Below are 26,035 nucleotides of genomic sequence, written 5' to 3'. Positions count from 1 at the left end.
TCAGCCCTTTTTTAAGATTACAGTTTTTTTCAATTGTCTTATGACTTGCTTGTAATGTTTTAAGGAGTATAGTGTACCGATAAAACAATTCTTCATTTTGTAATCAGACGTTACAGCGATAATGGCAAGATTAGGGAAAAATTTATTGGTACGAAAACGAAGGTCTTTCCAATAGATTAAATAGCCATTTTTTCTTGTTTGAACAAATGGATAAGCATACTGGGTACTAGAAAGAAAATCAGAAACAAAAGGATGATTTTTACTGTCAGATACTAGTTCAGGAAAATCTATTTTCTTTAAAAGAGAATGTTCGATTACTAGGCTGCCTTTTGAATAGACGCCAAATAAAAAATCTTCATTTGTCTCAATGATTACATCCCATTGAAACAAGGAAATACGTGGAATCAATTTAATGCGGATGGAATTACTAAAATAGAGCTGTAATTTTCTCTTTGTTACTACTGTTGATAGAGTACGGGTAGCAAGGTAAAGGAAAATAAAAATGTATAGGATGAAAAACATTTTACCCATTTCGAAAAAAGGCAGCAGACAAAAACCAAGAAAATGTACAGATAAAATTATAGGATCCACTAAGGGGATTGAGTCAAATGCAATCCATTTTTTGGAGAAGGGAAGTAAGACTTGGGTTCCATGTACATTAAATAAATCAAAAAACACATGGAGAATTACAGCTAAGAATGTCCATAAAAATAATTGGAGTAAGGATGATCCTGGAAAGAAGGAATAAATAATACCTGAAACGGCGACACTCCATAGAGGCAATGCCAGTAAGGAATGAGACATTGCCCGATGATTTCGGATATAGCTGCCTTTTCCTTTCATTCGATAGATGAAGTCAAAATCAGGGGCATTTGAACCAATTACAGTACCGAACAGGACGGCCTGTGAAAGAGTAGAATCATTAGCGACAACGGGGTCAATTTGAGCAAGAGCAGCTAATCCTAAACCCATAATGATGTGAGAACTCGTATCCATACAATCACTCCTTATCTTTGTTTTGACAAACTCATGACTATAGAACATCTTTTTGGTTCAAACAAATGTAAGATTGATGTCGTAGTTATAAGGTGGAGTTTTCCGAAGAGACCCACTTTTGAAAAGATGTAATCTCTATTCATTATATTTGGCGTGTGTTCCTTCATTCATAATTTAATGTAAAGAATCTGTATAGGTTCTGTATATAGGGGGGAGTTCTTCCTCCCCGGCGCATCGTGCGTCTGTAGCGCAATGGAACGACTTAGTTTTTGCAATGGACTATTTTTATAAACTTTGATACCCAGTATGAGAAGGTAGCTTTATTTAAAAGCAAAATTAGAGATTGTTCGTCTTTACAGATTGGCTATTTAGTTTTGTCCCAGCCTCATATTTCCCCTCCAAATTGATTTATTCATCATTTTCAATAATGAATTTGGACATTTTTGATGTTATTAGATTTATGTTGGAAGATTTAAAGATGAATGTTGTTAAATAATACGAAACTATCATCCGAACGATGGAACATACCCACTCGTTCGGATTCTTTACGGTAAAGAGAAGGTATAATTTTTTAAGGAGATAAACGTTAATAAAATTGCAATTTAACTTTGTAAAATGTTCAAAGTCAAACTAAAGCATGCTTAATCAGAATGTCGATCCTTTAACATAGATTGAGCCTTTATTGGGTCATTCTTCAATGCTATCTTGTATTCCAACATGAAGTTGAGAGTATTTAGTATTTGATCATATTCTTCTTTCTTACGTTCAATCTCCCTTATTTTTTGGAAAATCCATTCAATCACTTGTTCGTTGGTACGAGTATTTGTATCTACATCCTGTAAGATATCTTTTAGTTCCGAAAGAGAGCAACCTACGCCCTGGAACTTCTTTATAAGTTTTAGACGTTCGATAGCCTCCTCTGTATAGTTACGATAGTTATTTACGTCTCGCCGGACATGCCGCCTGTCGAATAAGCCTTCCTTTTCGTAAAAACGAATGGTGTAGGCTGTTAAACATGTCTTTTTAGCTAATTCTTGAATTTTCATGTATATTTCTCCTCCGTATGACTTGCATTAGAGTGAACTCTAAAGTTTATACTACAATTGTTAAAACAAATTAACAACTTTAGGAGTGATATTATTATGCGTATTTTTGTAACAGGAGCAACTGGTTACATTGGTTCCGCCGTGGTCCGTGAACTCATCAATGCCGGTCATAAAGTTATCGGACTTACCCGTTCAGACATTGGAGTGACGATACTGAAGGAAGCTGGGGCAGAGGTGCAGCGAGGGGATCTTGATGACCTTGACAGTATTCGAAGAGGTACTGCAGAGGCAGACGCGTGATCCACCTAGCCTTTAAGCACGACTTCTCAAATTTTGCTGCCTCACTTGAAACCGATTTACGAGTTATCGAGACGATAGGGGATGCGCTCGAAAATTCTGGTAAGCCGTTCGTTACCACAGCTCACGCTAATGGAGCCGCATCGGACAACGCTGTAATAGCACTAGCAAATCGAGGAGTACGGACATCAATCGTTTCTCTAGCTCCATCAGTGCATGGCAGAGGGGACAAGGGATTTGTGCCGGAACTTATTAATATCGCACGGAACAAGGGCGTTTCTGCGTATATCGGGGAAGGGTCCAACCGTTGCCCTGCCGTACACCGACTGGATGCCGCCAACCTCTACCGCCTCTCTTTAGAAAAGGCACCAGCCGGTTCACGATTAGACGGAGTGGTAGATGAGGGGATTCCATTTCGTGACATTGCGAGTGTCGTTGGGAAGCATCTTAACCTCCCAGTTGTTAGCATTTCACGAGAAGAGGCAGCTAACCACTTCGGCTTTTTAGGTACCCTTGCTGGTCTCGACATCCCTCGGTCTAGCGCGCAGACAAAGCAACTATTGGAATGGCTGCCAATACAACCCAATCTCATCTCGGACCTTGAACAGGGATACTACTTCAATAATTGAAAGTCTTTCAGATCTATTTCTGACGATTCTATGTAAATAAGAGTTGCTAAGCACTCCCAACCATTTTCAACTTGATGAAGTATAGGAAATATTGTACGTAAGCAAACAGAGGCATTAATCCGCTAAGGATTGATGCCTGTTATTTGATGGTTTCGAAAACCCCTGGCTATGCCGGGGGTTCCGGAGAGCTTATAGCGAGGTAACAAAAAAACCTCCTTTCATGGTAGGATAAAGTTGGTTTCCCGACCACTTTATCTCACGCAAGAAGGAGGTATGCCCTTATGAAGGACATGAACAGTTTAGCACATACAACATGGAATTGTAAGTACCACATAGTCTTTGCCCCAAAATACAGAAGGCAAATTATTTATGGCAAATACAAAAAGAGTATTGGACAAATCATAAGAGAGCTATGTGAAAGAAAAGGTGTTATCATACATGAAGCAAATGCCTGTCCGGATCATATCCATATGTTGGTTAGTATCCCACCAAAATTAAGTGTATCGCAGTTCATGGGTTACTTAAAAGGAAAAAGTAGCCTGATGATATTTGATCGACATGCGAATTTGAAATATCGCTATGGGAATCGGAAATTTTGGTGTCGTGGTTTCTACGTTGATACCGTGGGGAGAAATAAGAAACAAATACAAGAATATATAAGAAATCAGCTGAAAGAAGATTATATGGCTGATCAGCTAACGTTGTTCGAAGAATTCGATCCGTTCACGGGTGAGAAAAATCGGAAGTAAATAAAGAAATTCTTTAGAATTGGTGAGTGAATGTGGTGCAGAAGGGAAACCTTTTCAGTGGGCCTTTAAGGCCGAGGCCGGTAAGAGAGGCTTTTAGCCGCAGAGCAAACCACCAGTTCACACTGGTGGTTTTGATTAATGAGCTTATTGGTTAATTTTTAATGAAAAACGAGTACCGAATTGTTCCGCCAATACTGTCTACAATGCATCTCATTTTTTCTTATTTCCTAACAACAGGAATCCACATTTCACCATATACTAAACCATTTCGCTTTTCCATTTCAACCGTTGCATTTGGACCGCCAACATAGGCAAAATCCTTTGCTTCTGGTAGGACCTGACCAAAGGCAATACCAGTAAGCATATTACTCAACTCTTCAGAGGTCTTTGCTTCCCCTTTAACAATTAGATATTCGCCTTTAGGAAATGGGATAATTCTAGTTGCTTCTGGTAAGCTTGCTTCTGTCATGACGCCAGCAAGCAGGAAGAGATAATTAATCTTATCTTAGAACTGGGTCCAAAGGCGATTGCTCAGTTTAAAAAATACCATCCTTTAAAAGTTTCCCTTTCTTATACGAATCCTTTTCAAACTACAGCAATTCTAAAGACTAATATCAATATTCATCATTCAGAGCAATTATCAGAACTAATAAATTGGCTGCTTTTCTTAGGGGATGATATCAAGGTTAAGGAAATCCCAGAAGAAGTGTTAAAAGGTCTACAAGAGAGATTACGTTTATTCTGTCCATAAGAAGTATCTGTTAAAACATCAATAATTTTGAGGATGAGAAGTTGTCAGTTACATTCTTTTCACATACCTAAAGGAAGATTTAATCAACCCTTTCCTAAAAAAATAATTGTACACAAAATATTTACAAGTATACAAAAAGTAAACACTATGTATACAAACACGTTTACATGTAAACAAATGTGTATACATAGTTAAAAGACGCTATGTATACACATTTGTGGTTAAAGATTACAAAAATGTCTACAAATAATCGTAGTTTACGAGATGTTTACAGTTGCATGTTTTTTGGGTAAAGCCAATTGATTAATCTAGTAATCTGCTATAGCCTTTAATTAGAGATAAGAGATTTATGAAACTTCTTGTTAATTCGTTTAAAAAAATTAAATGAAAAGGAATGATGAAAAGATGAGCTCTAGAATTGCGGCTGTAGATGTTGGTAATGACTCCATTAAGGCAATCTTTGGGGAAGTAGAGTGCGAATTGAATATTCCTAATATTGTGGCAAGAGATACAGAAGATCGTCCTGTAATCGGAATAGAAGAATTAGATAACAAAAATCCTCTAGAAGGAATACATATTAAGGTTCACTCCCCTGCATTAAAAGAAAATAATGCGATTTACCGTGTTGGTCATTTAGCAACAAAGAGTAGCAGTGCAACGGAATTAGATCCAGGCAGTGCTAAATCGGAGGAAGATCAAACATTGGTCATGCTTTTTGCCACGTTGGCATTAGATGCAGTTAATGAGAAGAATTCGAATTCTTTTCCACGGATGAAAAATGTCATTGACGCAAACTATACGCTTGGAACAGGGCTCCCTCTACGTGAAGTAAAGGAAGGAAAGGACGCTGGATACCGCTCCAAATTAGTTGGTTCTGTCCATCAAGTGGAATTTCTTGTGACACCTAAATACCAAGGGTTGAAAGTAAATATTAAATTTAATGAAGTGAAAATTTATCCTGAGGGATTTGCAGCCTATATCAATCTTGTAATGGATAATCAGTTAAAAATTATTAATAAAGATTTAATCGATAAAAGAATTATTATTCAGGATATAGGGGGATTATCTACTGATATCGCTGTTATAAAAAATCGAAATGTCGATGATGATAAGGCGCAAGGATTTAATCTTGGTGTTTCGGAATCACTAGAGTCCATAAGAGAAGAAATTAGATCCAAACACGGTATTGAATTAGACAGTCGTCGTGATGTGGTGGAAATTATCACGCGAAAAAATGACAGGAACCATATTATGGTTAAGGGAAGTCGGACAAGTGTTCATGATATTACTGATCGTATCCTACTTGAACTAGCGAAAAAACAATATCGATTATTGCGTAATGTATGGCAGAAAAATTCTCAGACAGAAATCTGTTATTTTGTTGGTGGAGGAGCAAATGTACTAAAAGAGTACATTAAAACATTAAATAATAATTTAGATGGCTATAACATTGAATTCTTTGAAGATGAGAAAGAGAGTATTTGGATGATGGCAAATGCTTATTATAAGCTCATTACTGATTTTGTAAGAAAGACGGAGAAGCCTAAACCACCACAAGAATCTGTGAAAAATTAATAGGGTGATCTTATGAAAAGCTCTAGTTCAAAGGGAATTAAGAGAGGACAAGCTATTTCATTTCGTGTCCCTTCTGATATTCCTGATCATCTATTAAACCATTTACAAAAGCTTAAGGAAGTCGAAAGAAGGAATTTTTCAAGTAAAATAGCTGAGTTTGTGCTACAAGGGGTTGGTCAGTCCTTTTCAAAGGAACGAGAAACAATTACAATCCCTCTTCCCCATAAATTAAGCAAATCACAGCGAGATTGGTTGAAGCACGAGCATTCTGAGGCGATGTTAGGTGCGATTATATACCACCTTTTAAAGGATCCAGTTCGTTCTACTGCTTTGCTTGCGTCTTTAAATAGCAACTCTTTAGATATAAACGAGGCCTTGTATTTGCAAGAAGAAATCACAAGCGAACCTGTTTCTATTAAGGCAGTATCTGAAGAGGATGACTACGTGCGTGCAATCGAGGAAACAGCTGTTGATGAAGAGATAGATGGCATGGATGATTTAGACACTTTTGATTGGGATAAAGCAACACATAACCAATCAATAAAGGCAGAAGCGGAACAGGAAGAGGACGACATAGAAAATGATCTAGATAGTCTGTTAGGAGATTTTCTTCATTCAATGAATAAGTAGTATAAATAGGCGTAATGAAGAAAAAGAAGAAGGAGGATAACCTCGCTTCTTCTTTTTTGTTTATGGGAGAATAATTAATAGTTTCATAAAAACATAGAGGGGGATCTCCATTTTTATCTATAAAAACTAAAAAAACAAAAATTCGACAAAAAAATCAATAAATAGTTTGACATTTCAAAAAATAGTCGCTATATTAATAGAATGTAAAAAGTTATCTGAATCTTTTTAAAACAGTGATTAATCGGAGGTCATCTTATGGAACAACGTCAACAATGGGGATCACGGTATGGCTTTATCTTGGCAGCTGTAGGATCTGCAGTTGGTTTAGGGAATATCTGGAGATTCCCAGCAGTTGCTTATGAAAACGGGGGAGGAGCCTTTTTCTTACCGTATTTATTTGCAATTATAACAGCGGGAATTCCAATACTGATTTTAGAATTTACAATCGGTCAAAAGTATCGTGGCTCAGCACCACTATCACTATTCCGTTTAAATAAAAAAGCAGAATGGCTTGGCTGGTGGCAATTATTAATTTCCTTTGTCATCTGTACTTATTATGCGGTTATTGTCGCATGGGCTATAAAATTTACGATTTATTCATTTGGTACGCAATGGGGTTCAGACCCTGAGAGTTTCTTTTTTGGTAGTGTTTTAAAGATAGCGGATGAACCTGGAACAATTGGCGGGTTAGTTCCTGGTATCGTTATTCCCGTGCTTTGTGTATGGGCAGTTGCTCTTTTCGTTTTATATCGTGGGGTTTCTAAAGGAATTGAAAAATTAAATAAGATTTTCCTTCCTGTCCTTATTGTAATGTTTTTAGTAATCGTGATTCGTGCCTTAACCCTAGATGGAGCAGCGCAAGGATTGGATGCCTTTTTCAAACCAAATTGGGATATGATTCTTGATGGAAAGGTTTGGATTGCAGCGTATGGGCAAATCTTCTTCTCTTTATCGATTGGATTTGCAATTATGATTACTTATTCTAGCTATCTACCGAAAAAGTCAGATATCAACAATAATGCTTTTATTACGGCATTTGCAAATTCGGGATTTGAGTTATTAGCAGGAATCGGTGTTTTTGCAGCCTTAGGCTTTATGGCAAATCAACAAGGTGTTGCCGTTGAAGAAGTAGTAAGCAGTGGGATTGGATTAGCGTTTGTAGTCTTCCCTAGCATAATCAATGAGTTCCCTGGTATGAATGGACTATTTGGGGTATTATTCTTCCTTTCTCTTGTTTTTGCAGGTATGACATCTCTAATTTCTATCGTGGAAACCTTCATCGCTGGAGTTCAGGAGAAGTTTAATGTATCACGGACAAAAGCGGTTTTAACAAGTGGGTTAGTGGCAACAGTAATCTCCTTGATTTTTGCTACAAATGGCGGATTATATTTACTCGATGTAGTTGACTATTTCATTAATAATTTTGGAATTGTTACTGCAGGATTAGTAGAAGTCATCCTAATTGCTTGGTTCTTTAAAGGATTAAATGGACTACAGTCTCATACGAATGCTATTTCTGATATACGTATAGGTGCTTGGTGGAAGTTCTGTTTAAGTGTGGTAACCCCAATTATTCTTGGTTACATGATGTTTGACAATATTCGTCAAAACTTAAAGGAAAATTATGGTGGGTATCCGACGGAGTTAATTTTGTATTCAGGTGTGTTGGTAGTTGCAGTGAGTATTATTATTGGGGTTCTTCTATCCTTTAAAAAGTGGAAATCTAATGCTCTAGACAAGAATAGGGAGGTTGTTTAATATGTCAGCTAGTGCGATCACCATGATGGTAGTTGGAATGGTCATCCTATGGGGCGGCTTAGCAGCCAGTATCTTTAATGTCGTAAGAGTTTCTAAAAAAGCAAAATAATCGTATCAAAAGGGATTGACCATAGCGGAATGGTTGATCCCTTTTATTATGGCTGTTTATTTGTAGTAGTGAACAAAAAATGAATATTCAGTTAATTGGTTGATAGTTTAGAGAAATCACTTATACTAAATATAGTAGCTTTTCCTCCTAACCCTCAACTAACATACCTCTTACTTTATCCTTCTAGCAATATGATTAATTTCCTGAATTTTAATTGAAGCACACATTTCTATAACAATTTTATCCAAAAATAAACCAATAATGAAAGGGAGGAAACTGTTATGGGTTCCATTTATTATGCAGTAAAATGTCCGTGCTGTGGGCGTTCTGCTTTTAAAGATTATTACTATAAAACAGATGAAGAATATATCGTTTGCTTACGGTGTGGTTTTTTTTACAAGAAAGTAATAGAGAGTGAAACAGCTAATAGTGTCGAATATGTGGAAGAAACAAACGATGGACATGGTATATTTATTTTGTATAGAAAGGATGGAAGTCGAGAAAAAGTAAGTTTGAATAGTGAAATCACGGATGAACAGCTAGAAAGTTATAAATCTCTATTTACTAATGAAGAAATAGATCAAGAGAAAAGTTACTTAGTTTCTTACAAACAAGGAACATTTACTATCTTATTAGGTAACCCTCCTGAAAATTTCTACTTACCCTTCGAAGAATATAAGAGAAAAATGTTGGCAAAGTATGGGCTAGCGGAAGATGAGATTATGGTACCTTTGGTGGAATAACTACTAATTATTATATGTTAGTTGAAAAAGAGGAAAGGCTCACTAAAAATTCAAAAGACATGATAAATAACAAAAAACAAGTTGACGAATATCGACAAAATACGGTACTATAAAAACTAATTGAATAAGACCTCACTTTTTTACAGTGAGGTAGAGGCGCGATATTTAACAGTCTTTAGTGGAGTTTGAGAAGCTTTGATGCTAAGGAGAAGGAAATGTCGCCGAAGTTTGTAATATTCTCGGTATTACATGCTGGGTCTGTAGTTAAGAGCTGCAGGACTGTCTCAATAAACGCCTAGTTTATTGAGTTGTGCTATCTCATTTGGGATAAAAGAGAGGACTTTAGGGCTATCGCATATACTACGACCTGAGTTTATCTCAGGTCGTTTTTTGTTTTAGTAGATTAATAGGAAAACAGGGGGAAGTCATCATGAGAAACAAGTTAACATTATTTATGGTTTTAATCGTATCAGCAATGTTTTTATTAGCTGGATGTGGGACAAGCAGCGATTCAGCTTCTGGATCGAAAGAGGATAATACATTTAAAGTAGGGATGGAGGCAGGATATGCCCCGTTTAACTGGACGCAAAATGATGATTCCAATGGTGCGGTGAAAATTAAAGGGTCTTCAGAATATGCTGGAGGCTATGATGTAGAGATCGCTAAAAAAGTAGCAGAAGGTTTAGGAAAAGAATTAGTGATTGTAAAAACAGAGTGGGATGGCTTAGTACCAGGATTAGTTTCAGGAAAAATTGATGCCATCATCGCAGGGATGTCACCAACTGCAGAGCGAAAAGAAACAATAGATTTTTCGGGTAATTACTATACATCAAATTTAGTAATGGTAGTGAAAAAAGGTAGTAAGTTTGAAAATGCTACATCCATCCAGGATTTTAAAGGGGCAAAAATTACGGCTCAGTTAAATACATTCCATTATTCTGTTATTGATCAAATGAATGGTGTAGAAAAAAAGACGGCAATGGATAACTTCCCAGCAATGAGAGTGGCACTGGAGTCAGGGGTTATTGATGGATACGTGTCTGAACGTCCTGAAGGGGTTAGTGCTTCAGCAGCAAATGATAAGTTTGTAATGGTTGAATTTAAGGATGGATTTAAAACTTCAGAAGAAGAGACAACTACCGCTGTTGGACTTCAAAAGGGCAGTGACTTAACAGAGAAGATTAATAAAATCTTAGCAGATATTCCAGACGAAGAACGTACAAGTATGATGGATAATGCGATTAAGAATCAACCAGCAGCAGAATAAAAAAAGGATAAAACCGGCTGTATCTCTTTATACAGGCGGTTTTATCAAGTAAGTGAGGAGAAAAGATGAGTCTTGAGTGGATCATTAAAATAATTTCAGAGAACTGGCCAATGTTTCTTCGTGGTGCTGGCGTAACGCTTTTGATTGCGTTAATCGGAACCATTATTGGGGCAGCAATTGGATTGGTTGCAGGTGTTATTCGCACCATCCCCACCCCGGAACGAGTAGTAAAAAAAGTCATTTTAAAAGTAATTAATATCATCCTGTCTATCTATATTGAACTTTTCCGTGGAACACCGATGATTGTCCAAGCGATGGTAATCTATTTTGGTTCCGCACTAGCATTTGATATAAATATGGATGTTTTCACTGCGGCTATTATTATTGTATCCATTAATACAGGAGCATATATGGCGGAAATTGTTCGAGGTGGAATCGTTTCTGTTGATAAGGGACAATTTGAAGCAGCGCATGCGATCGGAATGAATCATGTACAAACGATGTGGAATGTTGTATTGCCACAAGTTATTCGAAATATTCTACCAGCAACGGGAAATCAATTTGTAATTAATATTAAAGATACATCTGTATTAAATGTAATTTCCGTTACGGAATTATATTTTGTAACAAAATCAATTTCAGGAAATAACTTTAGATATTTTGAATCGTTTTTCGTAGCTTGTATGATTTATTTCGTGATGACCTTTATTGTAACGAGAATATTACTGTATATGGAGAAAAAGTTAGATGGGTCGGATAATTATACGATCATCGGAAATGATACACAGCTAGAATTAGATAAAAAATAATGGAAGAAGGTGAAGAAATATGGAACAGATCATTGATATTCAGCATCTGAACAAATCCTATGGAACGCATGAAGTACTTAGAGACATTAATTTCTCCGTAAATAAAGGGGAAGTTGTTTCCATCATTGGTTCCTCTGGATCTGGCAAATCTACGCTTCTTCGTTGTATAAATTTATTAGAAAAAGCAAGTGGCGGGCAAATATTTTACCATGGTAAAAATATATTGGATAACAATCATAATGTGGCAGATTATCGCAAGCATCTAGGTATGGTATTTCAACAATTTAACTTGTTTAATAATCACAATGTCCTTAAAAATTGTGTGGTAGGACAAGTAAAGGTGTTAAAACGATCCAAAGAAGAGGCAGAAAAGATGGCCATGCATTACTTAAAAGTTGTTGGGATGGATAAGTATATTAATGCTAAGCCAAAACAGCTATCGGGTGGTCAAAAACAGCGTGTTGCAATTGCAAGAGCCCTATCGATGAGTCCAGATGTCATGTTGTTTGATGAGCCTACTTCCGCTCTTGATCCGGAAATGGTGGGAGAAGTACTAAAAGTCATGAAAGACCTTGCCAATTCCGGTCAAACGATGATCATCGTAACACATGAAATGGAATTTGCGAAGGAAGTATCTGATCGAGTTATCTTTATGGACAAAGGAGTTATTGCGGAAGAAGGAGGTCCTGACCAAATCTTCCATAACCCGACACAAATACGTACGAGAGAATTTTTAAAACGTACTTTAGTAACGCAGCCATCCTAACTTAGAAATATAGTAGAGAATGAAGAAAGAAAATCCGATACAAATAAGTGAGTTTTCTCATAAAAGATGATCTCTGCCTGTGTAGAGATCATCTTTTTCTATTAGCAAGAATAAGAATAGGTGAAATGGGAATATGCATATAAATGGCGCCAGCAAAGGCAAAAGAGTAAAAGATTGGTGAACCATAGTATAAGTTAAAGATGTTTTTATTATTTGAGGATTATATGTAATAATAGAGTGAAGTGCAAGCTATGCTCTAGGAAGGATTAGATATCTTATGAAATATATGAAATCACAAATGAAAAAGTTAATCAAAGATAATAAGGACTTGCAAATACGCTTAAAGGATTTGATGGATGAACATGACCTTGAGAAAAGTTCTGCTATAAGGGCATTGTATCATTCGGAAGTTGCAGCAGGCGGAAAGTATCAATCAGCATATCAAGCATTAGACTTGCCTAAAGGGTAGGTCTTTTTTAAAAGAGAAGAAAGTATATAATTTTCGGTCTACCACAGTCTTTCAGGCTGTGGTATTTTCTTTAAAAACCCCTGTCTATGCCGGGGGAGGCCACTTAAAAAATACCTATTTTTTGAAAGTTTTATATCAAAAAATAAAAATGGAGTGGTGTCATCTATTTTTTTGTGATGCTTCTCCTTTTTATCCTTTTACTTATTCTTTTTTATGTTTTTTCATTTATTAGCTTCATTATTCTTTTGAGATTCCCTACAAATATCGTGGTGGCGCTTTGTAATTCCATGCCGAATAGACTCGAGTTACTGGCCTGATCATACCCGTGTCGATTCTTCAATTCGCTATTTTTTGCTTCCACGATATAACGGTCTTTTGCTAGACTTTTAAAGAGGTCGGTCTCTTGGAACATTTCTTGTTCTACATGTTCAGTCAATTTAATAGTCACCGAATAACTCTTTGTTTTCATGCCTTTATAACACCCTTCTTGCAGTGGACACTGTTTGCATTCTCCACATCAAAATAATAACTCAATTGCGGATTGCGATTATCACCTTCTTTACGATTTTTAATTTTCTTCTTCACGGCCAAATGACCAGCTGGACAAGTAAACATATCGGTATCTTTGTTAAACACAAAATCGTCTTCTTCTCGTTTTTTATTGGTGATAACTGGATGCAATCTAGAAACAAGTTGGAAACCTTCGTTGTGCGCAAACTGTAAATTTTCTGTCCCAGAATAAGCTGTATCTCCTAACACCGTGTCCCATTCCAGCAGCGATCACAAGTTCTTTTGTTACGGCAAGATGCGTTTTATAACCAAAAAATGCATGGTCTTGGGATTTGTGGATTGAGTATAAGGGAAGTTGTTGTTCTATCATTATTGATTACCACTTTTGTTTGATATCTTAAGTATACTAAAGAATTGATAAGGGTACTACACCCATTTATACCTCCTAATATTCGGATGGCTTTTTCAGTAGCCTCTTAACAATACCTTGGGCATCCAACGATCGTAATTCTTTAGGGGGAGGAAATAAACGCAGAGTAGCGCCATGTCGGCTATAACTAGTGCATCTTTTTTTGTCGCTTTTGGAATGTGTATTATCTCGGTTTTCTTTATTCTTTTTTACAAGATGGGGATTAACACTTACTACATCATTTTTTCGATCATAAAGCCATTCAGACAGATTTAACCATTAGTGGCCTGTAGTTCCATATCAACGATTTTAGTATCAAGTCCTTTCGTGGTTTTTAATTGGTCTATCCAATCTAGTAACCTTGCAAACCCATCTTCATCATCTCAAAGGACAAAGGATCGCCAACTACAATACCGCTATAATTTACAGCTCGTGCAACGTGTGTTTGTTGGGCAATATCCACACCAACAACGAGATGTTTGTCAGAAATTACTTCAATTGGTTGATTGTGTTTGTTCTGCATTTTAAACTTCATATAAGAGCTCCTTTCTAGAATTTGAGTAATAGAGTGGTGTCTATACTCTTATCATACTGAGCGGCTCTATTTTATTCAAAGTTGAAATTAACGCACTACAGGAATGCTAAAGGGAGCTTATATACAGTATAGTTTTCCACCGTATTCAACGTTAACAAACATAGGACTTTAATGATAGGCTTGGATGCCTGATGAAACAACGGCTTCAGCCTTTCAAGACAGATCATGCCCATAGATGCTCCAAGTCCTTAAACGCTTAACTATAGATACATGTACACAAAGATAAAGGGTGGACCACATAAACGTTTTATAGCTGATACTGTATATAAGCCTCCCTTTAGTTGAATAAGAAAATAAAAAAAGAACGCTTAGGATATTTAAAATCCAAGCGTTTTTCTATGCTTTTTGCGCCGTTATTTATAGTGCCAAACATAGTGTGTTTTAGTTTGTTATTTGACCTGTTATTTTAGTTTTTCTCCACAGTATCGGAACTACCTTCGGTTTATGCCTGGTTTTTCTTATGTCTTTTTTTGTTCTATATTTTCTTTGTAATCTCTAGGATTGTAGCCGGTATAGGCCTTAAAGATTCTACTAAAGTAGTATGGATCATCATATCCTACCATTTTTGCTACATCTTTAATTTTTAAATTAGGCATAGAAACCATTAATTTTTGTGCTTTTTCCATACGAATACTTATTAGGTATTCCATTGGAGCGATATTATAATACTGCTTATACATCTTACTTAAATAAGATTGACTAATAGTAAACATTTCAGCTAATTTACCGAGCGTAATCGTTTTGTTATAGTTTTCTACTATATATAGCCGCACTTGTTCAATAATATCGTAGGTATCGATTGGCTTGACTATTTTTGAACTAAGATGATCTAAATATGCTTCTAGTTTTATTGCTAACTCACTATATGTTTTTGAAGATTCTATTGTAGTGTACAATCGATCAGAAATTTCATTAATATTAGTATTCGCATTAATTGTGTTAAAAAAAGTTCGAAGTGTTTCTTCCAATTGATTCTGTGTGCTATTGTTTTTCTCTGCTTCGGATAAAGTATCTTGTAACAGGATAGTTAATTCATTTATTCTATTGTTCTGAATCAGAAAAGTAATTTCTTGTTCTCGTTCTCTAGTTATGTACATTGGTTTAGATTGCGCCTCATTATTAAGAATGGAACTCTTCCCATAAATTAAGTTCTGTTTCAACTGATCAAATGCCTCGGTATATAATTGAGGAATGCTTTGGAAATCTGTATACTTTTCACTTGGATAAAGAGTGAAAGTGGGAAACTTGGCACAACCCCAATCAAAGATTTTTTGAGTGATTTGATTGATGTGCGCCTCAGAATGACAATCAAATCCCCATACAATACATCCCTCATTTGAATTAAGTCCTGGTATACTCCAAATATTTTCTTCTTCCTTTAACTCGTTATGAAGGGAGTCCACTAATTGATTTATATCCCACTTTTTATCTGTATCCGTAGAAAGTATTCTTTTACTTTGAATTGCACCAAGACTAAAGCAAAATACAATGAACTGTTTATTGGTCGGCGGTCTTTTTAGATCAAGCATCGCTAGGTTTTGGCTTTTTAATAACTTTGTATGCACTTTTTCTATTACAGTACTCAATTCTGACTGAATAATTGGCTTTAATAAGTATTCCTCAACATCAAGGTGAATGGCCTTTTTTGCATAAGTAAAATCTTGATACCCACTAACTAGAATCGGCAGAATAGGCCAATCATGATCACGTATACGATTAATAAGTTCAAGCCCATCAATTATTGGCATACGAATGTCAGTAATTAATAGGTCGGGCATACGCTTTTTGATTTTATTTAAAGCATCCTCACCATTAATAGCCTCTTCAATTACTAATCGATAAGGTAAGTCTTCTATTTTTCTGCGAAGGTCTCTAAGCATAATTGGTTCATCTTCAACTAAAAGAACAGAAAACATTTTTATCCAACTCCTTTTTGTAAAGGCCCACTTATTGTAATGACTGTTCCTTCCTCTTTCCTACTTACTATATTAAATAAGAGAGTTGGATACATGTAAAGTAATCGTTTGTAAGTGTTTAATATGCCAATACTTTCTGCTGATGCAAAGAGATCATCCTCATCTAATTTTTCTATCGATATATTTTTTATGTTTGTTTTAAGTTGATTTAGTTTCTTTTCATCAAACCCAATTCCGTTATCGATGATTTCGATAACCCAATGGTCTTTCATTGCTGCTATTCGAATAGAGACATCGAAAGGAGGATTAATACCAAAAAATCCATGATGAAAGGAATTCTCAACTAACGGTTGTAAAATAAGTTTTGGTACCATCAGTTCTAAGACCTCCTCGTCTTCCAATACGATTTCATAATTCAGGTGTTCTTGGTAACGGATGTTCATAATGTCCAGATAATTTTTCGTGTGTTCTAGTTCTTGTTTGAGTGTAATTTCCGTTTCTCCATTTTGTATAATAAAACGAAACATGGAAGATAATTTTTCACACATATCTCGAACTTTAACAATGTCTCTTTCATTACTTAAAGCACTAATAATAGAAATACTATTTAAGAGAAAGTGCGGGTGAACCTGCGCTTGTAGAGCTTTTAGATCCGCCTTTCTTTTTAATTCAAGGGCTTGTATCGATTGATTAAAATAGCGTCTTAATTGTAATACCATTTGCTTAAATGAACCATACAAAAGATCAATCTCATGAATATTATATTTCGGATCTACTTGTATTTGCATGTTCTTTAAATCGAATTTTTCCAATTCGCTACTTAAGTTGACGATTGGTTTAGATAATCGATTCGATAACCAGTATAAAAACAGAAGTGACACAATTAAAAAAATCAAACAAAAGATAACAGTGTTATTTCGTAATTGGTACATCGGTTCAAACTTATCCTTGGTCGATGAAGTGATTATGATAGTCCATTCTGTATAATCAGATGTATGGTAAGAAATGAATTTATTAGATTTTTGATCAACGTAACGTCCGGACTTACCTATAAGTGATTTTAAAAGACTTGAATCTATGGGTTTTTTATCAATCGGAAAAACAATCTGACCATTTTTATCTATAATCTCAATTTGCTCGTTAGTAGTAAAGGGAGAGGTCACAATTGTTTTTTCAAGACTACTACAATTTTGTTGTATTTCGACAACGCCATAACTGGTCTGAGGTGTTCTTAATTCTCTAGTAAAAGAAAAAACACATTGATTCGGATTGGCTGACCAATCATCTTGATGTGGTGGGACAATAACTTTTCGAACTTCCTCTTTTGTTACCTCATTAATCCAATCAATTTCATCTTGCTTTGTCAAAAGTTGTTTGGGATCTATTAATTGGGATGTACCATAACTATAGAAAGCAGATTCATTAAAAACATTAATCTGACGGGTGAAATTGGATGAAAAAAGAACCGTTGATAGTATTTCTGTTACATCTTTGTCTTGTTGTACTTGTTCAGCTAGGGAAGGCATTTTTGGTTCAGAAAGGATATTTTTAATTGTACTATTAAAAGATATTTCTACAGCCATCTTGTCCATCTCGCGAATTAAGTCATCTGTGTCTTCTACTAAATCGGTTGTATTTTGTTCCATCATTTCGAAAGTATTTTGTTTTATTAGGTTAGAGCTCCATAAATAAAAGATTATAGAAAATGATAAAATTAAAAAACCGACAATAACGGTAAAGTAACTGAACAGTTTTGTTTTAATGGAGTTATTGCGCAATGTCATGATTTATCAATCTCCTAAGCCCTTAACTAATATAGTTTTGGTTCGTAAACAAATGAATCCCTTACTACTTTAATAACTCATAAGATGATTTAATTCATAATTTCTTATCGAAGCAGTTCATACCCACATGTAGTCTGGGGACGATTCATCTTAACAACATGTGGATGCGAACTGCAAAAATCAGGATAATCAAATTGTCTAGATAAGTCTATTAAATATTATTTTGATAAAAAAATCCATCATAGTTGAAAAAATGCTCCATGTTCTGAAATAAATAAAGCGATTACAATAGAAAACGAAAGCGATTACAAGAAGGAGGAAAAAACGTGATTAATAAATTTATATTTTTAAAAACAAAGCTTATCCTAGTTAGCGTATTTGCATTATCTCTCGTTTTAGCTGGCTGTTCAACAAGTGATGATGGCGTATCAGGTACTGATTCTGAAACGAAATCATTAACTTTTGTTATGACAAGTGATTGGAAAACAGAACCAATAGAAGAGATAATTGTTAACTTTAAGGAAGAGACAGGTATAACCGTTGATCTTCAATTAATTCCAGGTGGAGATGATAAACTCGATCAAATTATAAAAACGAGATTAGCTACTGGTGATTCCATGGATATTTTTGCCTACGCAGGTGCAGCTAAAGCAGAAAGTAGTCTTCAACCGGAGAAAAATTTAGTTGACTTATCGAATGAGCCATGGGCAGATCAAATTGTAGAAGCAGTAAAAGAAACGATTACTTATGGTGATAAGCTTTATGGATACCCGATGACAGGTGTTAATGTTGCTGGTGTTATTTATAACAAAGAAATTTTTAACCAACATAACTTAGAAGTTCCAAACACGTACGACGAATTTGTTAAAGTTGCAGAGACTTTAAAGAATGCAGGAGTTACCCCGCTAATTGAAGGTGGAAAAGATACGTGGCCGTTGCAACTATGGGGAACGGGATACTTTAGCAATGCTTTTAAAGAAGATCCAGATGTAATGACAAAGATTAATAGCAATGAAATCGGTTTTGCTGATGTGGATGTCTTAGTTACAGCTCTTGAAAGACATTTAGATTGGTATAATAAAAAATTCCTAGACGCAGATACACTTTCAACTACACAACAAATGGCAGTTCAAGCGCTACTTGATGGGAAAGCTGCTATGGCTGATAATGCCGATTGGATGCTAAACCAACTGATTGATGAGCAACCGGATAACTTTGATATGTTCCCTTATCCAACTGAGGATGGTGATAACTGGGGAAATATGGGGATTCCGCAGACGCTATTTATTCCTAAATCAAGTGAAAATATTGATGCTGCAAAACAATTCTTAAGCTATTTAGGAAGCGAAGAAAATCTAAATCTATGGTACGAAAAAAATAAATTGATTCCTTCTTGGAAAAACGTTGAATCCAATATAACAGAAGGACAGGACGTATTCTATCAATTATTAAAAAATAATAAAGCACCTGTATGGATGGATGGTCAAATTGTTGCAAGCTATGGTTATTATGGTACTTTTGTTCAACAAATGTTATTAGGTCAAAAGACCCCAGAGGATGTTGCGAAAGAACTGGATGCCGAGTTACAGAAAAATGCAAAAGCAAGGGGCATCGAAGGATTTTAATATAAATTGATATTAGTGAAGAAAGGTACGACTTGATACCTTTCTTCCAATTCTTAATAGGTAGGTGGTTACAGATGCAGAACAAATTATACAGTTATAAGTTTATATTTCCTGCACTATTTATCTTTACTGCCTTATATACGGTTCCAACTGTAGCAAGTTTTATCTTTTCTTTTACAGACTGGAATATGTATAAAGAGGGTATTTCGTTTGTTGGGATTGAGCCCATAAAAACAGTATTAGAGGATCCTGTTTTTAGAAAAGCAATTGTCAATATTTTTATCTATGCGTTTATTACAACTGTTTTGCAAAATGTAATTGGACTAGGCATTGCTCTGATCTTTAATCGGGGCTTGAAAACCAAAAGTTTGCTGCAAACCATGTTTTTCTTACCTACCATTTTAAGTGCATTAGTTATCGGAATTACGTTTGGTGTACTGATGCATCCAACGGAGGGATTATTTAATAACTTGTTGGGTTCCATTGGTCTAGACGCTTTAGCACTTAATTGGTTGAGTGACCCTGCTATTGCCATGTATTCCATTACAGGTATAAATATTTGGCAATATGTTGGTTTTTCAATGGTTATTTATATAGCAGCGCTTCAGTCTGTTCCAAATCATTTATATGAAGCTGCTCGTATTGATGGTGCGAATAAATGGGTTCAATTTAAGAGTATTACCCTTCCTATGATTGGGCAAGGAGTAACGATTAATATTATGCTTGCTTTAATTGGTTCTTTCAAAGTTTTCGATACGGTATATGTGTTAACAGGAGGCGGACCAGGAAATGCAACGGAGGTAATTAATACTTATGTCTATAGGGAGATGGCCATGGGGCGTTATAACACTGGTTCGGCAGGTAGTTTAATTTTATTTGTCATCGTAACGGTTATTTCCGTCTTATTCCTTAAATTCTTAAGAAGAAATGAGGTAGAAGCGTAATGGAAGCCAACATTAGTACTGGAAAAAAATCAAAGATTGCTAATGAAAAAAAGACTAAATTTAACTCAAAACTTTTCATAGAAGTTGGCATGCTAGTTATTGGATTAATTTACCTAATCCCATTCTTTGCAGTTATTTTAAATTCGTTTAAAACTGCAGATGAAGCTCGTACGGTTAACTTATCCTTACCTTCCGACTGGACACTTAGTAACTATATGACAGTGCTTAGTGATGGAAGTGTAATAACCGGTTTTTTTAATAGTCTACTTATATCTGGTGGATCCTTGCTGTTAGTAGTTACTACGGCATCGTTTGCAGCATTTATTATAAGTAGACGGTCAGATACCAAGCTAAGTAACTTTCTTTATGTCTATTTTATAGCAGGTTTGATTGTGCCTCCTGCAATTGTACCAACGATTAAAACACTAGAAATTCTAAGTTTATTAAATACTAGAATTGGTATTATCTTGTTTTACACAGCAATGTATATCCCTTTTGCAATTCTTTTATTTACCGGATTTATTAAATCGATACCACGTGAATTGGATGAATCTGCCCTAATAGATGGTTGTAAAACAACGTCCATGTTCTATAGAATTATATTTCCGATTTTACAACCGGTTATTATTACTTGTGCGATCTTTGTGTTCATGTTCGTGTGGAATGACTTCCAATGGCCATTCTTCATATTAAGCAAAAGTGAATTATGGACATTACCACTTACGGTGTTTAGTTATGTATCAAAATATAATCAACAGTATAATTTGATTTTTGCTGATCTAGTTTTAGTTATGTTACCAATTCTCATATTCTATTTGGTTGCTCAACGACATGTTATTGATGGTATGACTGCTGGGGCAGTTAAAGGCTAACCCGATTCTTTTTGACGATTGTAAGACATAGTAGTAAGCAGTGAAAGGGAGATTCTATGAAAATTGATGAAATTAACTTTCGAGATCCATTTATTTTACCAGTGAAAAGTGAAGGGAAATATTATTTGTTTGGTACAACAGGAATAACTACTTGGGAAGGGAAGCCAGATGGACTCGATGTTTATTCAAGTGACGATCTTGTCAATTGGGAGGGGCCATTTCCAGCCTTTCGTCCTAATAAAGATTTTTGGGCGGATCAAAATTATTGGGCCCCTGAAGTGCATGAGTGGAATGGTAAGTATTTTATGTTTGCAAGCTTTAAATCTGAGGATAGACGCCGTTGTACGCAGATTCTTGTATCAGATAAACCAGAAGGGCCATATGTCCCCCATGGAAGTGAACATTTTACCCCAAAAGAATGGGAATGCTTAGATGGGACTTTTTATGTAGACAAAAAAGGGGTTCCGTGGATGATTTTTTGTCACGAATGGGTCCAAATTGAAATTGGCAAAATGTGTGCAGTGAAACTGTCAGAGGATTTAACCGAGCCGGTGAGTGATCCAATAGATCTGTTTCGAGCAACAGATGCACCATGGGTTCGCCCTGTAAAGGAAGATCATTATTTTGTTACAGATGGTCCGTTTCTTTATCGGGCCAAGAATAATGAGTTGTTGATGATGTGGTCTAGTTTTGGCGATAAAGGATATGCTATTGGCCTAGCAAGATCAGAGTCTGGTGATGTTAAAGGGCCATGGAACCATGATGATCAACCGATTTTTGGTAAGGATGGCGGCCACGGGATGTTATTTGAAACATTTGCGGGTGAACTAAAACTTGTCATCCATGCTCCCAATGACACACCTAATGAAAGACCGATGTTCTTTTCGGTATCTGAGGATAATGGGACGTTGTCTATCAAATAGTACAAGAATGTAATTAGAAGACTAATGGTAGAAATGAAGAGGTGATCGATGTGATGGATGGTGGGCTAATCTCTGGAGCATATAAAATGTGTAGTTGGATATCTAAGTTAGCTTATGTAAATATTTTGTGGGTGCTTTTTACTGTACTTGGGTTGGGTATATTCGGATTTGGGCCATCTTCTGCTGCTTTATTCTCCATACAACGGAAGTGGATTTTAGGAAGAACAGAGATCCCTATATTTAAATCATTTTGGGATTATTATCGTACCCATTTTATTAAAGCCAATCTACTTGGCTTATCTTTTGTGGTTGGTGGCATGTTATTGTATTTGAACTATCAATTTATTATAGTGATGGAAGGACCATTCCAATCTATCTACATCATGTTAACTTGGTTATTCGTTATTCTTTTTATATTAACGTTTGCCTATCTATTTCCGTTATATGTTCATATGGAATTTAAGTCCATCAAAGAGTACATTAAAAATGCGTTTTTCTTAGCAGTGACACAGATCGCATCGTCTTTGACTATACTAATTGGTTGTTTTGCCGCCTATTTTCTTATCAACTTGTTCCCAGGATTATTGCCATTCTATAGCGTAAGTTTATTAGGACTCTTATGTACCTTTAATGCGCATCGAGCATTTAACAGGTTGTCTGTAGAAGTGTCAGGCACCGAAAAGTAATTGGTTAAACAGGGAATAATATATACTTTCTGAAAAAGGGTGCAGATGCTGCACTCTTTTTTTTCTTACGCGGAATAAATAACACCAACCATGTTTATGAGTTATAATAGACTTATAAATTATTTAAGTTGGTGTTTATTTATGCGTACAAAAAATCGGTTAAATCCAGTTGAATCTATTTACTATACTCCTGAGATTACACATTGCCCTAAATGTGAAGGCAAATTAACATACTGTCATCCTGTATGGCGGAAAACCATCTCTACTCTTAAAGGTGAATTTAAAGTAATCAATCTAGGTTACAGATGCGAAAATAACTCCTGTGATAATCATATCGTTTATCGCTCTGCAGAGGCTGAACAACTCAGTATGAAACATATTACATATGGAATGGATGTCATTGCTCATATTGGTCATTTACGCTTTAAAGAACATAAAACACGATTAGAAATTACCGACATACTAACGGAGAAGCAGATTAAAATCTCTGAAAGACAGGTTCAAAAACTCTATGAACGCTACGCGTTACTACTTAGGTCATCTGTCGAAGAGAACACGAAAGAAATTTTAGAGAAAGTCGTAGAAGAAAGTGACGGATTAATCCTTTCTATTGATGGCGTTCAACCTGAAAAAGGAAACGAAACACTTTATGTAATCCGTGAGGTACTAAGTGGAACTGTCCTAGCTGCACACAATCTAAAGAGTAGTGCATCTCAAGAATTGGTTGGGATTATTCAACCCATCATTAATTGGGGTTACCCAATTCAAGGGTTTATTAGTGATGGGCAACAGTCAATCCGTTTAGCGATTGAGAAAGTCGCACCAAACATTCCATATCAGTATTGTCAGTTCCATTACTTTAAGGATATTGCCAAACCATTAGTGGAAAAGGACCGAAAGTTAAAGACAAATATTAAAAAGAAGCTAAGGGGAATTCGAGATATCGAGAGAAAAATAGAAGAATCCCCTTCAGAAAGCTTAGAAGATGAAATCGCAAGTGATTATGTGGCAGCCATTCGCTCCGTATTACTGGAAGATGGTAAGCCCCCGTTTGAATTACCTGGTACTCGAGTCTATGAACGAACAAAATCAATCAAAGACTCGATTGAAAAATGCCTGGATAAAAAAGGGGACTCTTTTACTTGAAAAGCTATTCAGAATAGTCAGTAATGTTGATAACTTTAACTCAGATTATCAACTTGTGAAACGTTGGGACCTGCGTTTTAAACGGATTGCCACTATTATGGAGCCATCTGAAAATAAAACAAGTTCTTGGGTCGAAAATAGACTAAAACAGTATCTAGATCATATTAAAAAAGAGCTTAATCGGGAAGAGGATCATGCGTTTGTGGATAATCTTTTAAGATATAGTAATGGCTTTTGGAAAGGACTTTTTACTATATACGATTTCCCTCTCTTACCTAGGACGAACAATGATTTAGAACTATTCTTTAGACGTACAAAAGTAAGGCATAGGCGAATAACTGGTAGTCGAACTTGGAATCGTTATATTGTTCGTCATGGTGAAAACATTGTTTTTGTTGAAGGTGTTACAGATGAACGAGACGGTTTGAATAAGATAAGGAAAGCTGACTATTCTACCTATAAGAACGAAGCTAATAAGTGGAATAACCGGATACTTGAACACACAAAACAGAGAAGGTTTAAAAAGGACCCAAATGCATATTTACTCAATATTGAGAGCAAATGGAACGAGCACAACTAACCTATTGTGTTAGTTGTGCCGTCTAAGTTTTTTTTAAAAGATAAGAAAGTATATAATTTTCGGTCTACCACAGTCTTTCAGACTGTGGGATTTTCTTTTTATGGAAGCAAATATTCTTAGACAGATTTTTTTTGATAAAAATAGTCATTGGGAGTCTTTCAAGAAGAAGCACGGAGCTAAAATTCGTCCAATCGTGATCAAGGAGGTTGAAAAGTTTCGGGATTGTGGGGACATTAAAAAAGGATTTAAGCTATTCGTGTGTGAAGGTTGCCATGATGTTAGAAAAGTACCATACCGTTGTAAGGGTCGATTTTACACAACTTGTTCTGTAGGAGAGAGCGAGGAATGGAGTAGATTACTTACAGAAGATGTCCTCCAAGTAAATCATCGCCATGTAATATTTACGATCGATGAGGGGTTAAGAGATGTATTTCTTCTTCATCGTCACTTATTAAAAGATTAAATGGATGAAGCAGCTAGAATAATATCAGAGTTTTTCAAAAAGAAGGCAAAAGTAACTCCAGGAATTATTGCAGGATTACACACCTTTGGTTCAAGAGTTAACTTTAACCCACATGTTCATATGTTAGTAACGATGGGTGGGTTAACTAAAAAAGGAAAATGGAAACAGTACGATTTTCTACTTTTTGCGATGCTTAGAAAACAATGGCAAACAGTAGTTTTAAAATTAATACGTAAAGGAGTTACTGAAAAAGTGAATACAACCTAGATTACAAAAGGCATTTACCAATAATGGTGAAGGCTTCTATGTGTATGCCCCAAAACAGCGAGGCAAGATAAAAGAACAGCTACGTTATATTGGTCGTTATATTCGTCGACCTGCGATAGGTATTAATCGAATCGAGGAATATGATGGTCAGTACGTGACGTTTAAATATATAGATAAGACAGATGGAATAGAAAAGAAAGAGAAAGTAAGCGTGGAAGAATTTATATCACGATTAATTCGTCATATACCAGATGAGCAATTCAAAACAATAAGACATTACGGAATGTATTCTATAAGAAGCAAGAACTTATGTAAGAAGATACTTGTTACCTGGCAACAAAATACAAAACGTTGGATAATAAAAGTTAAAAAGACTTTACGTCGCCAGACGTGGAGAGAAAGAATTGTAGCAAGTGGAAAAAAGGATCCCCTTGTCTGTCCTCACTGTGAAAATTATTATGAATATATGGGAGAAGTGTGTCTTGAGAACGGACAACTAGAAATAAAGGTCGCTTTGACTAAAGAAGCAAGAAACTATTTAGAAAGGGTGATTGCGTATTACTCCAATGTCCAAACACCACAAAAGAGGGAAGAAAAAGAAAAAAGGAACCGATCATTTAAAGCAGAAAAAAAACATCCGTCAACTTCATTTGTTTAACGTGTCATGAAGAAGAGAGAATACCGTATGACGTGGTTCAAGACTTTGACTTTATGGATGGTG

The 26,035-nt window shown here is 35.7% G+C and carries 23 protein-coding genes, 5 pseudogenes and 1 riboswitch; of the genes and pseudogenes, 20 read left to right on the top strand and 8 right to left on the bottom strand.

Annotated features, from left to right (window positions below; genetic code table 11):
- Positions 1-996, bottom strand: coding sequence for a metal-dependent hydrolase (locus tag AB3U99_RS24030; protein ID WP_400244515.1), 996 nt, complete (start codon positions 994-996; stop codon positions 1-3).
- Between the two features lie 641 nt (positions 997-1,637).
- Positions 1,638-2,042, bottom strand: a complete 405-nt coding sequence (locus tag AB3U99_RS24025) for a MerR family transcriptional regulator (RefSeq protein ID WP_400244513.1) — start codon at positions 2,040-2,042, stop codon at positions 1,638-1,640.
- A 96-nt stretch (positions 2,043-2,138) separates the two neighbouring features.
- Here AB3U99_RS24025 and AB3U99_RS24020 point away from each other — a divergent pair.
- A pseudogene (locus tag AB3U99_RS24020) lies at positions 2,139-2,968 on the top strand (SDR family oxidoreductase).
- Between the two features lie 281 nt (positions 2,969-3,249).
- Positions 3,250-3,717, top strand: a complete 468-nt coding sequence (gene tnpA, locus AB3U99_RS24015) for an IS200/IS605 family transposase (protein ID WP_100525941.1) — start codon at positions 3,250-3,252, stop codon at positions 3,715-3,717.
- A 220-nt stretch (positions 3,718-3,937) separates the two neighbouring features.
- Here tnpA and AB3U99_RS24010 read toward each other — a convergent pair.
- Positions 3,938-4,198: pseudogene (locus AB3U99_RS24010) on the bottom strand (effector binding domain-containing protein); the annotation flags it as partial.
- Between AB3U99_RS24010 and AB3U99_RS24005 the strand changes: the two are divergent.
- The 10 genes and pseudogenes from AB3U99_RS24005 to AB3U99_RS23960 form a co-directional block, all read left to right on the top strand.
- A pseudogene (locus AB3U99_RS24005) lies at positions 4,193-4,468 on the top strand (transcriptional regulator); the annotation flags it as partial. The pseudogenes AB3U99_RS24010 and AB3U99_RS24005 overlap by 6 nt on opposite strands.
- A gap of 405 nt (positions 4,469-4,873) precedes the next feature.
- The gene (locus AB3U99_RS24000) at positions 4,874-6,043 is read left to right on the top strand and encodes a hypothetical protein (RefSeq protein ID WP_400244511.1); all 1,170 of its coding nucleotides are present in this window, start codon (positions 4,874-4,876) and stop codon (positions 6,041-6,043) included.
- A 12-nt stretch (positions 6,044-6,055) separates the two neighbouring features.
- Entirely contained in the window at positions 6,056-6,673 is a 618-nt protein-coding gene (locus AB3U99_RS23995) for a hypothetical protein (RefSeq protein WP_400244509.1), read from the top strand.
- 255 nt (positions 6,674-6,928) lie between these two features.
- Positions 6,929-8,431, top strand: a complete 1,503-nt coding sequence (locus AB3U99_RS23990) for a sodium-dependent transporter (RefSeq protein ID WP_400244507.1) — start codon at positions 6,929-6,931, stop codon at positions 8,429-8,431.
- A gap of 1 nt (position 8,432) precedes the next feature.
- A complete protein-coding gene (locus tag AB3U99_RS23985) occupies positions 8,433-8,540 on the top strand; it encodes a methionine/alanine import family NSS transporter small subunit (protein ID WP_081836551.1) in 108 nt (35 codons plus the stop codon).
- A 281-nt stretch (positions 8,541-8,821) separates the two neighbouring features.
- Positions 8,822-9,283, top strand: coding sequence for a hypothetical protein (locus AB3U99_RS23980; RefSeq protein WP_400244505.1), 462 nt, complete (start codon positions 8,822-8,824; stop codon positions 9,281-9,283).
- Positions 9,284-9,426: 143 nt separating this feature from the next.
- Positions 9,427-9,607, top strand: a riboswitch (Lysine riboswitch).
- 106 nt (positions 9,608-9,713) lie between these two features.
- Positions 9,714-10,550, top strand: a complete 837-nt coding sequence (locus tag AB3U99_RS23975; protein WP_400244503.1) for a transporter substrate-binding domain-containing protein — start codon at positions 9,714-9,716, stop codon at positions 10,548-10,550.
- 65 nt (positions 10,551-10,615) lie between these two features.
- Positions 10,616-11,359 (top strand): amino acid ABC transporter permease, encoded by a 744-nt coding sequence (locus AB3U99_RS23970; RefSeq protein WP_400244501.1) that lies wholly within the window; start codon positions 10,616-10,618, stop codon positions 11,357-11,359.
- Positions 11,360-11,378: 19 nt separating this feature from the next.
- The gene (locus AB3U99_RS23965) at positions 11,379-12,125 is read left to right on the top strand and encodes an amino acid ABC transporter ATP-binding protein (RefSeq protein WP_400244500.1); all 747 of its coding nucleotides are present in this window, start codon (positions 11,379-11,381) and stop codon (positions 12,123-12,125) included.
- A gap of 277 nt (positions 12,126-12,402) precedes the next feature.
- The gene (locus AB3U99_RS23960) at positions 12,403-12,594 is read left to right on the top strand and encodes a hypothetical protein (RefSeq protein ID WP_400244498.1); all 192 of its coding nucleotides are present in this window, start codon (positions 12,403-12,405) and stop codon (positions 12,592-12,594) included.
- Between the two features lie 211 nt (positions 12,595-12,805).
- On the opposite strand, the gene AB3U99_RS23955 is transcribed toward AB3U99_RS23960, so the two are convergent.
- The 5 genes and pseudogenes from AB3U99_RS23955 to AB3U99_RS23935 form a co-directional block, all read right to left on the bottom strand.
- The gene (locus AB3U99_RS23955; protein ID WP_400244496.1) at positions 12,806-13,063 is read right to left on the bottom strand and encodes a hypothetical protein; all 258 of its coding nucleotides are present in this window, start codon (positions 13,061-13,063) and stop codon (positions 12,806-12,808) included.
- Positions 13,060-13,353 carry a hypothetical protein gene (locus AB3U99_RS23950; protein ID WP_400244494.1) on the bottom strand — a complete coding sequence of 98 codons (294 nt, stop codon included), beginning with the start codon at positions 13,351-13,353 and terminating at the stop codon, positions 13,060-13,062. Before AB3U99_RS23950 ends, AB3U99_RS23955 begins: the two co-directional genes overlap by 4 nt.
- Before the next feature lie 294 nt (positions 13,354-13,647).
- Positions 13,648-14,048: pseudogene (locus tag AB3U99_RS23945) on the bottom strand (IS110 family transposase); the annotation flags it as partial.
- A 518-nt stretch (positions 14,049-14,566) separates the two neighbouring features.
- A complete protein-coding gene (locus AB3U99_RS23940; RefSeq protein WP_400244492.1) occupies positions 14,567-16,024 on the bottom strand; it encodes a response regulator in 1,458 nt (485 codons plus the stop codon).
- Between the two features lie 2 nt (positions 16,025-16,026).
- Entirely contained in the window at positions 16,027-17,808 is a 1,782-nt protein-coding gene (locus AB3U99_RS23935) for a sensor histidine kinase (protein ID WP_400244490.1), read from the bottom strand.
- A 326-nt stretch (positions 17,809-18,134) separates the two neighbouring features.
- Here AB3U99_RS23935 and AB3U99_RS23930 point away from each other — a divergent pair, with 326 nt between their 5' ends.
- The 8 genes and pseudogenes from AB3U99_RS23930 (at position 18,135) to AB3U99_RS24435 (ending at position 25,982) form a co-directional block, all read left to right on the top strand.
- Positions 18,135-19,433, top strand: a complete 1,299-nt coding sequence (locus AB3U99_RS23930; protein WP_400244489.1) for an ABC transporter substrate-binding protein — start codon at positions 18,135-18,137, stop codon at positions 19,431-19,433.
- 74 nt (positions 19,434-19,507) lie between these two features.
- Positions 19,508-20,377 (top strand): carbohydrate ABC transporter permease, encoded by an 870-nt coding sequence (locus AB3U99_RS23925; RefSeq protein WP_400244487.1) that lies wholly within the window; start codon positions 19,508-19,510, stop codon positions 20,375-20,377.
- Positions 20,377-21,249 carry a carbohydrate ABC transporter permease gene (locus AB3U99_RS23920; protein WP_400244485.1) on the top strand — a complete coding sequence of 291 codons (873 nt, stop codon included), beginning with the start codon at positions 20,377-20,379 and terminating at the stop codon, positions 21,247-21,249. Before AB3U99_RS23925 ends, AB3U99_RS23920 begins: the two co-directional genes overlap by 1 nt.
- Before the next feature lie 56 nt (positions 21,250-21,305).
- A complete protein-coding gene (locus AB3U99_RS23915; protein ID WP_400244483.1) occupies positions 21,306-22,172 on the top strand; it encodes a glycoside hydrolase family 43 protein in 867 nt (288 codons plus the stop codon).
- 53 nt (positions 22,173-22,225) lie between these two features.
- Positions 22,226-22,858: a YesL family protein gene (locus tag AB3U99_RS23910; protein WP_400244481.1), complete on the top strand. Its 633-nt coding sequence runs from the start codon at positions 22,226-22,228 to the stop codon at positions 22,856-22,858.
- Between the two features lie 141 nt (positions 22,859-22,999).
- Positions 23,000-24,004, top strand: a complete 1,005-nt coding sequence (locus AB3U99_RS23905; RefSeq protein ID WP_400242607.1) for a transposase — start codon at positions 23,000-23,002, stop codon at positions 24,002-24,004.
- Complete coding sequence (locus AB3U99_RS23900) at positions 23,934-24,584, top strand: hypothetical protein (protein WP_400242608.1); 651 nt, start codon at positions 23,934-23,936, stop codon at positions 24,582-24,584. Before AB3U99_RS23905 ends, AB3U99_RS23900 begins: the two co-directional genes overlap by 71 nt.
- A 100-nt stretch (positions 24,585-24,684) precedes the next feature.
- Positions 24,685-25,982 (top strand): annotated as a pseudogene (locus tag AB3U99_RS24435) (IS91 family transposase).
- The last annotated feature ends 53 nt before the right edge of the window (positions 25,983-26,035 follow it).

Origin of the sequence: Niallia tiangongensis (assembly GCF_044704065.1) — a bacterium.
GTDB lineage: Bacteria > Bacillota > Bacilli > Bacillales > Cytobacillaceae > Niallia > Niallia tiangongensis.
This window is presented reverse-complemented; position numbering and strand designations above follow the sequence as displayed.

What these genes read in the sequence shown, in the direction of transcription:
- AB3U99_RS23965 (WP_400244500.1), top strand. Translation starts at nt 11,379, where the DNA reads ATGGAACAGATCATTGATATTCAGCATCTGAACAAATCCTATGGAACG.
- AB3U99_RS23935 (WP_400244490.1), bottom strand. Translation starts at nt 17,808, where the DNA reads ATGACATTGCGCAATAACTCCATTAAAACAAAACTGTTCAGTTACTTT.
- AB3U99_RS23915 (WP_400244483.1), top strand. Translation starts at nt 21,306, where the DNA reads ATGAAAATTGATGAAATTAACTTTCGAGATCCATTTATTTTACCAGTG.
- tnpA (WP_100525941.1), top strand. Translation starts at nt 3,250, where the DNA reads ATGAAGGACATGAACAGTTTAGCACATACAACATGGAATTGTAAGTAC.
- AB3U99_RS24025 (WP_400244513.1), bottom strand. Translation starts at nt 2,042, where the DNA reads ATGAAAATTCAAGAATTAGCTAAAAAGACATGTTTAACAGCCTACACC.
- AB3U99_RS24000 (WP_400244511.1), top strand. Translation starts at nt 4,874, where the DNA reads ATGAGCTCTAGAATTGCGGCTGTAGATGTTGGTAATGACTCCATTAAG.
- AB3U99_RS24030 (WP_400244515.1), bottom strand. Translation starts at nt 996, where the DNA reads ATGGATACGAGTTCTCACATCATTATGGGTTTAGGATTAGCTGCTCTT.
- AB3U99_RS23900 (WP_400242608.1), top strand. Translation starts at nt 23,934, where the DNA reads ATGAACGAACAAAATCAATCAAAGACTCGATTGAAAAATGCCTGGATA.
- AB3U99_RS23955 (WP_400244496.1), bottom strand. Translation starts at nt 13,063, where the DNA reads ATGAAAACAAAGAGTTATTCGGTGACTATTAAATTGACTGAACATGTA.
- AB3U99_RS23910 (WP_400244481.1), top strand. Translation starts at nt 22,226, where the DNA reads ATGGATGGTGGGCTAATCTCTGGAGCATATAAAATGTGTAGTTGGATA.
- AB3U99_RS23990 (WP_400244507.1), top strand. Translation starts at nt 6,929, where the DNA reads ATGGAACAACGTCAACAATGGGGATCACGGTATGGCTTTATCTTGGCA.
- AB3U99_RS23925 (WP_400244487.1), top strand. Translation starts at nt 19,508, where the DNA reads ATGCAGAACAAATTATACAGTTATAAGTTTATATTTCCTGCACTATTT.
- AB3U99_RS23975 (WP_400244503.1), top strand. Translation starts at nt 9,714, where the DNA reads ATGAGAAACAAGTTAACATTATTTATGGTTTTAATCGTATCAGCAATG.
- AB3U99_RS23920 (WP_400244485.1), top strand. Translation starts at nt 20,377, where the DNA reads ATGGAAGCCAACATTAGTACTGGAAAAAAATCAAAGATTGCTAATGAA.
- AB3U99_RS23905 (WP_400242607.1), top strand. Translation starts at nt 23,000, where the DNA reads ATGCGTACAAAAAATCGGTTAAATCCAGTTGAATCTATTTACTATACT.
- AB3U99_RS23960 (WP_400244498.1), top strand. Translation starts at nt 12,403, where the DNA reads ATGAAATATATGAAATCACAAATGAAAAAGTTAATCAAAGATAATAAG.
- AB3U99_RS23985 (WP_081836551.1), top strand. Translation starts at nt 8,433, where the DNA reads ATGTCAGCTAGTGCGATCACCATGATGGTAGTTGGAATGGTCATCCTA.
- AB3U99_RS23970 (WP_400244501.1), top strand. Translation starts at nt 10,616, where the DNA reads ATGAGTCTTGAGTGGATCATTAAAATAATTTCAGAGAACTGGCCAATG.
- AB3U99_RS23980 (WP_400244505.1), top strand. Translation starts at nt 8,822, where the DNA reads ATGGGTTCCATTTATTATGCAGTAAAATGTCCGTGCTGTGGGCGTTCT.
- AB3U99_RS23995 (WP_400244509.1), top strand. Translation starts at nt 6,056, where the DNA reads ATGAAAAGCTCTAGTTCAAAGGGAATTAAGAGAGGACAAGCTATTTCA.
- AB3U99_RS23940 (WP_400244492.1), bottom strand. Translation starts at nt 16,024, where the DNA reads ATGTTTTCTGTTCTTTTAGTTGAAGATGAACCAATTATGCTTAGAGAC.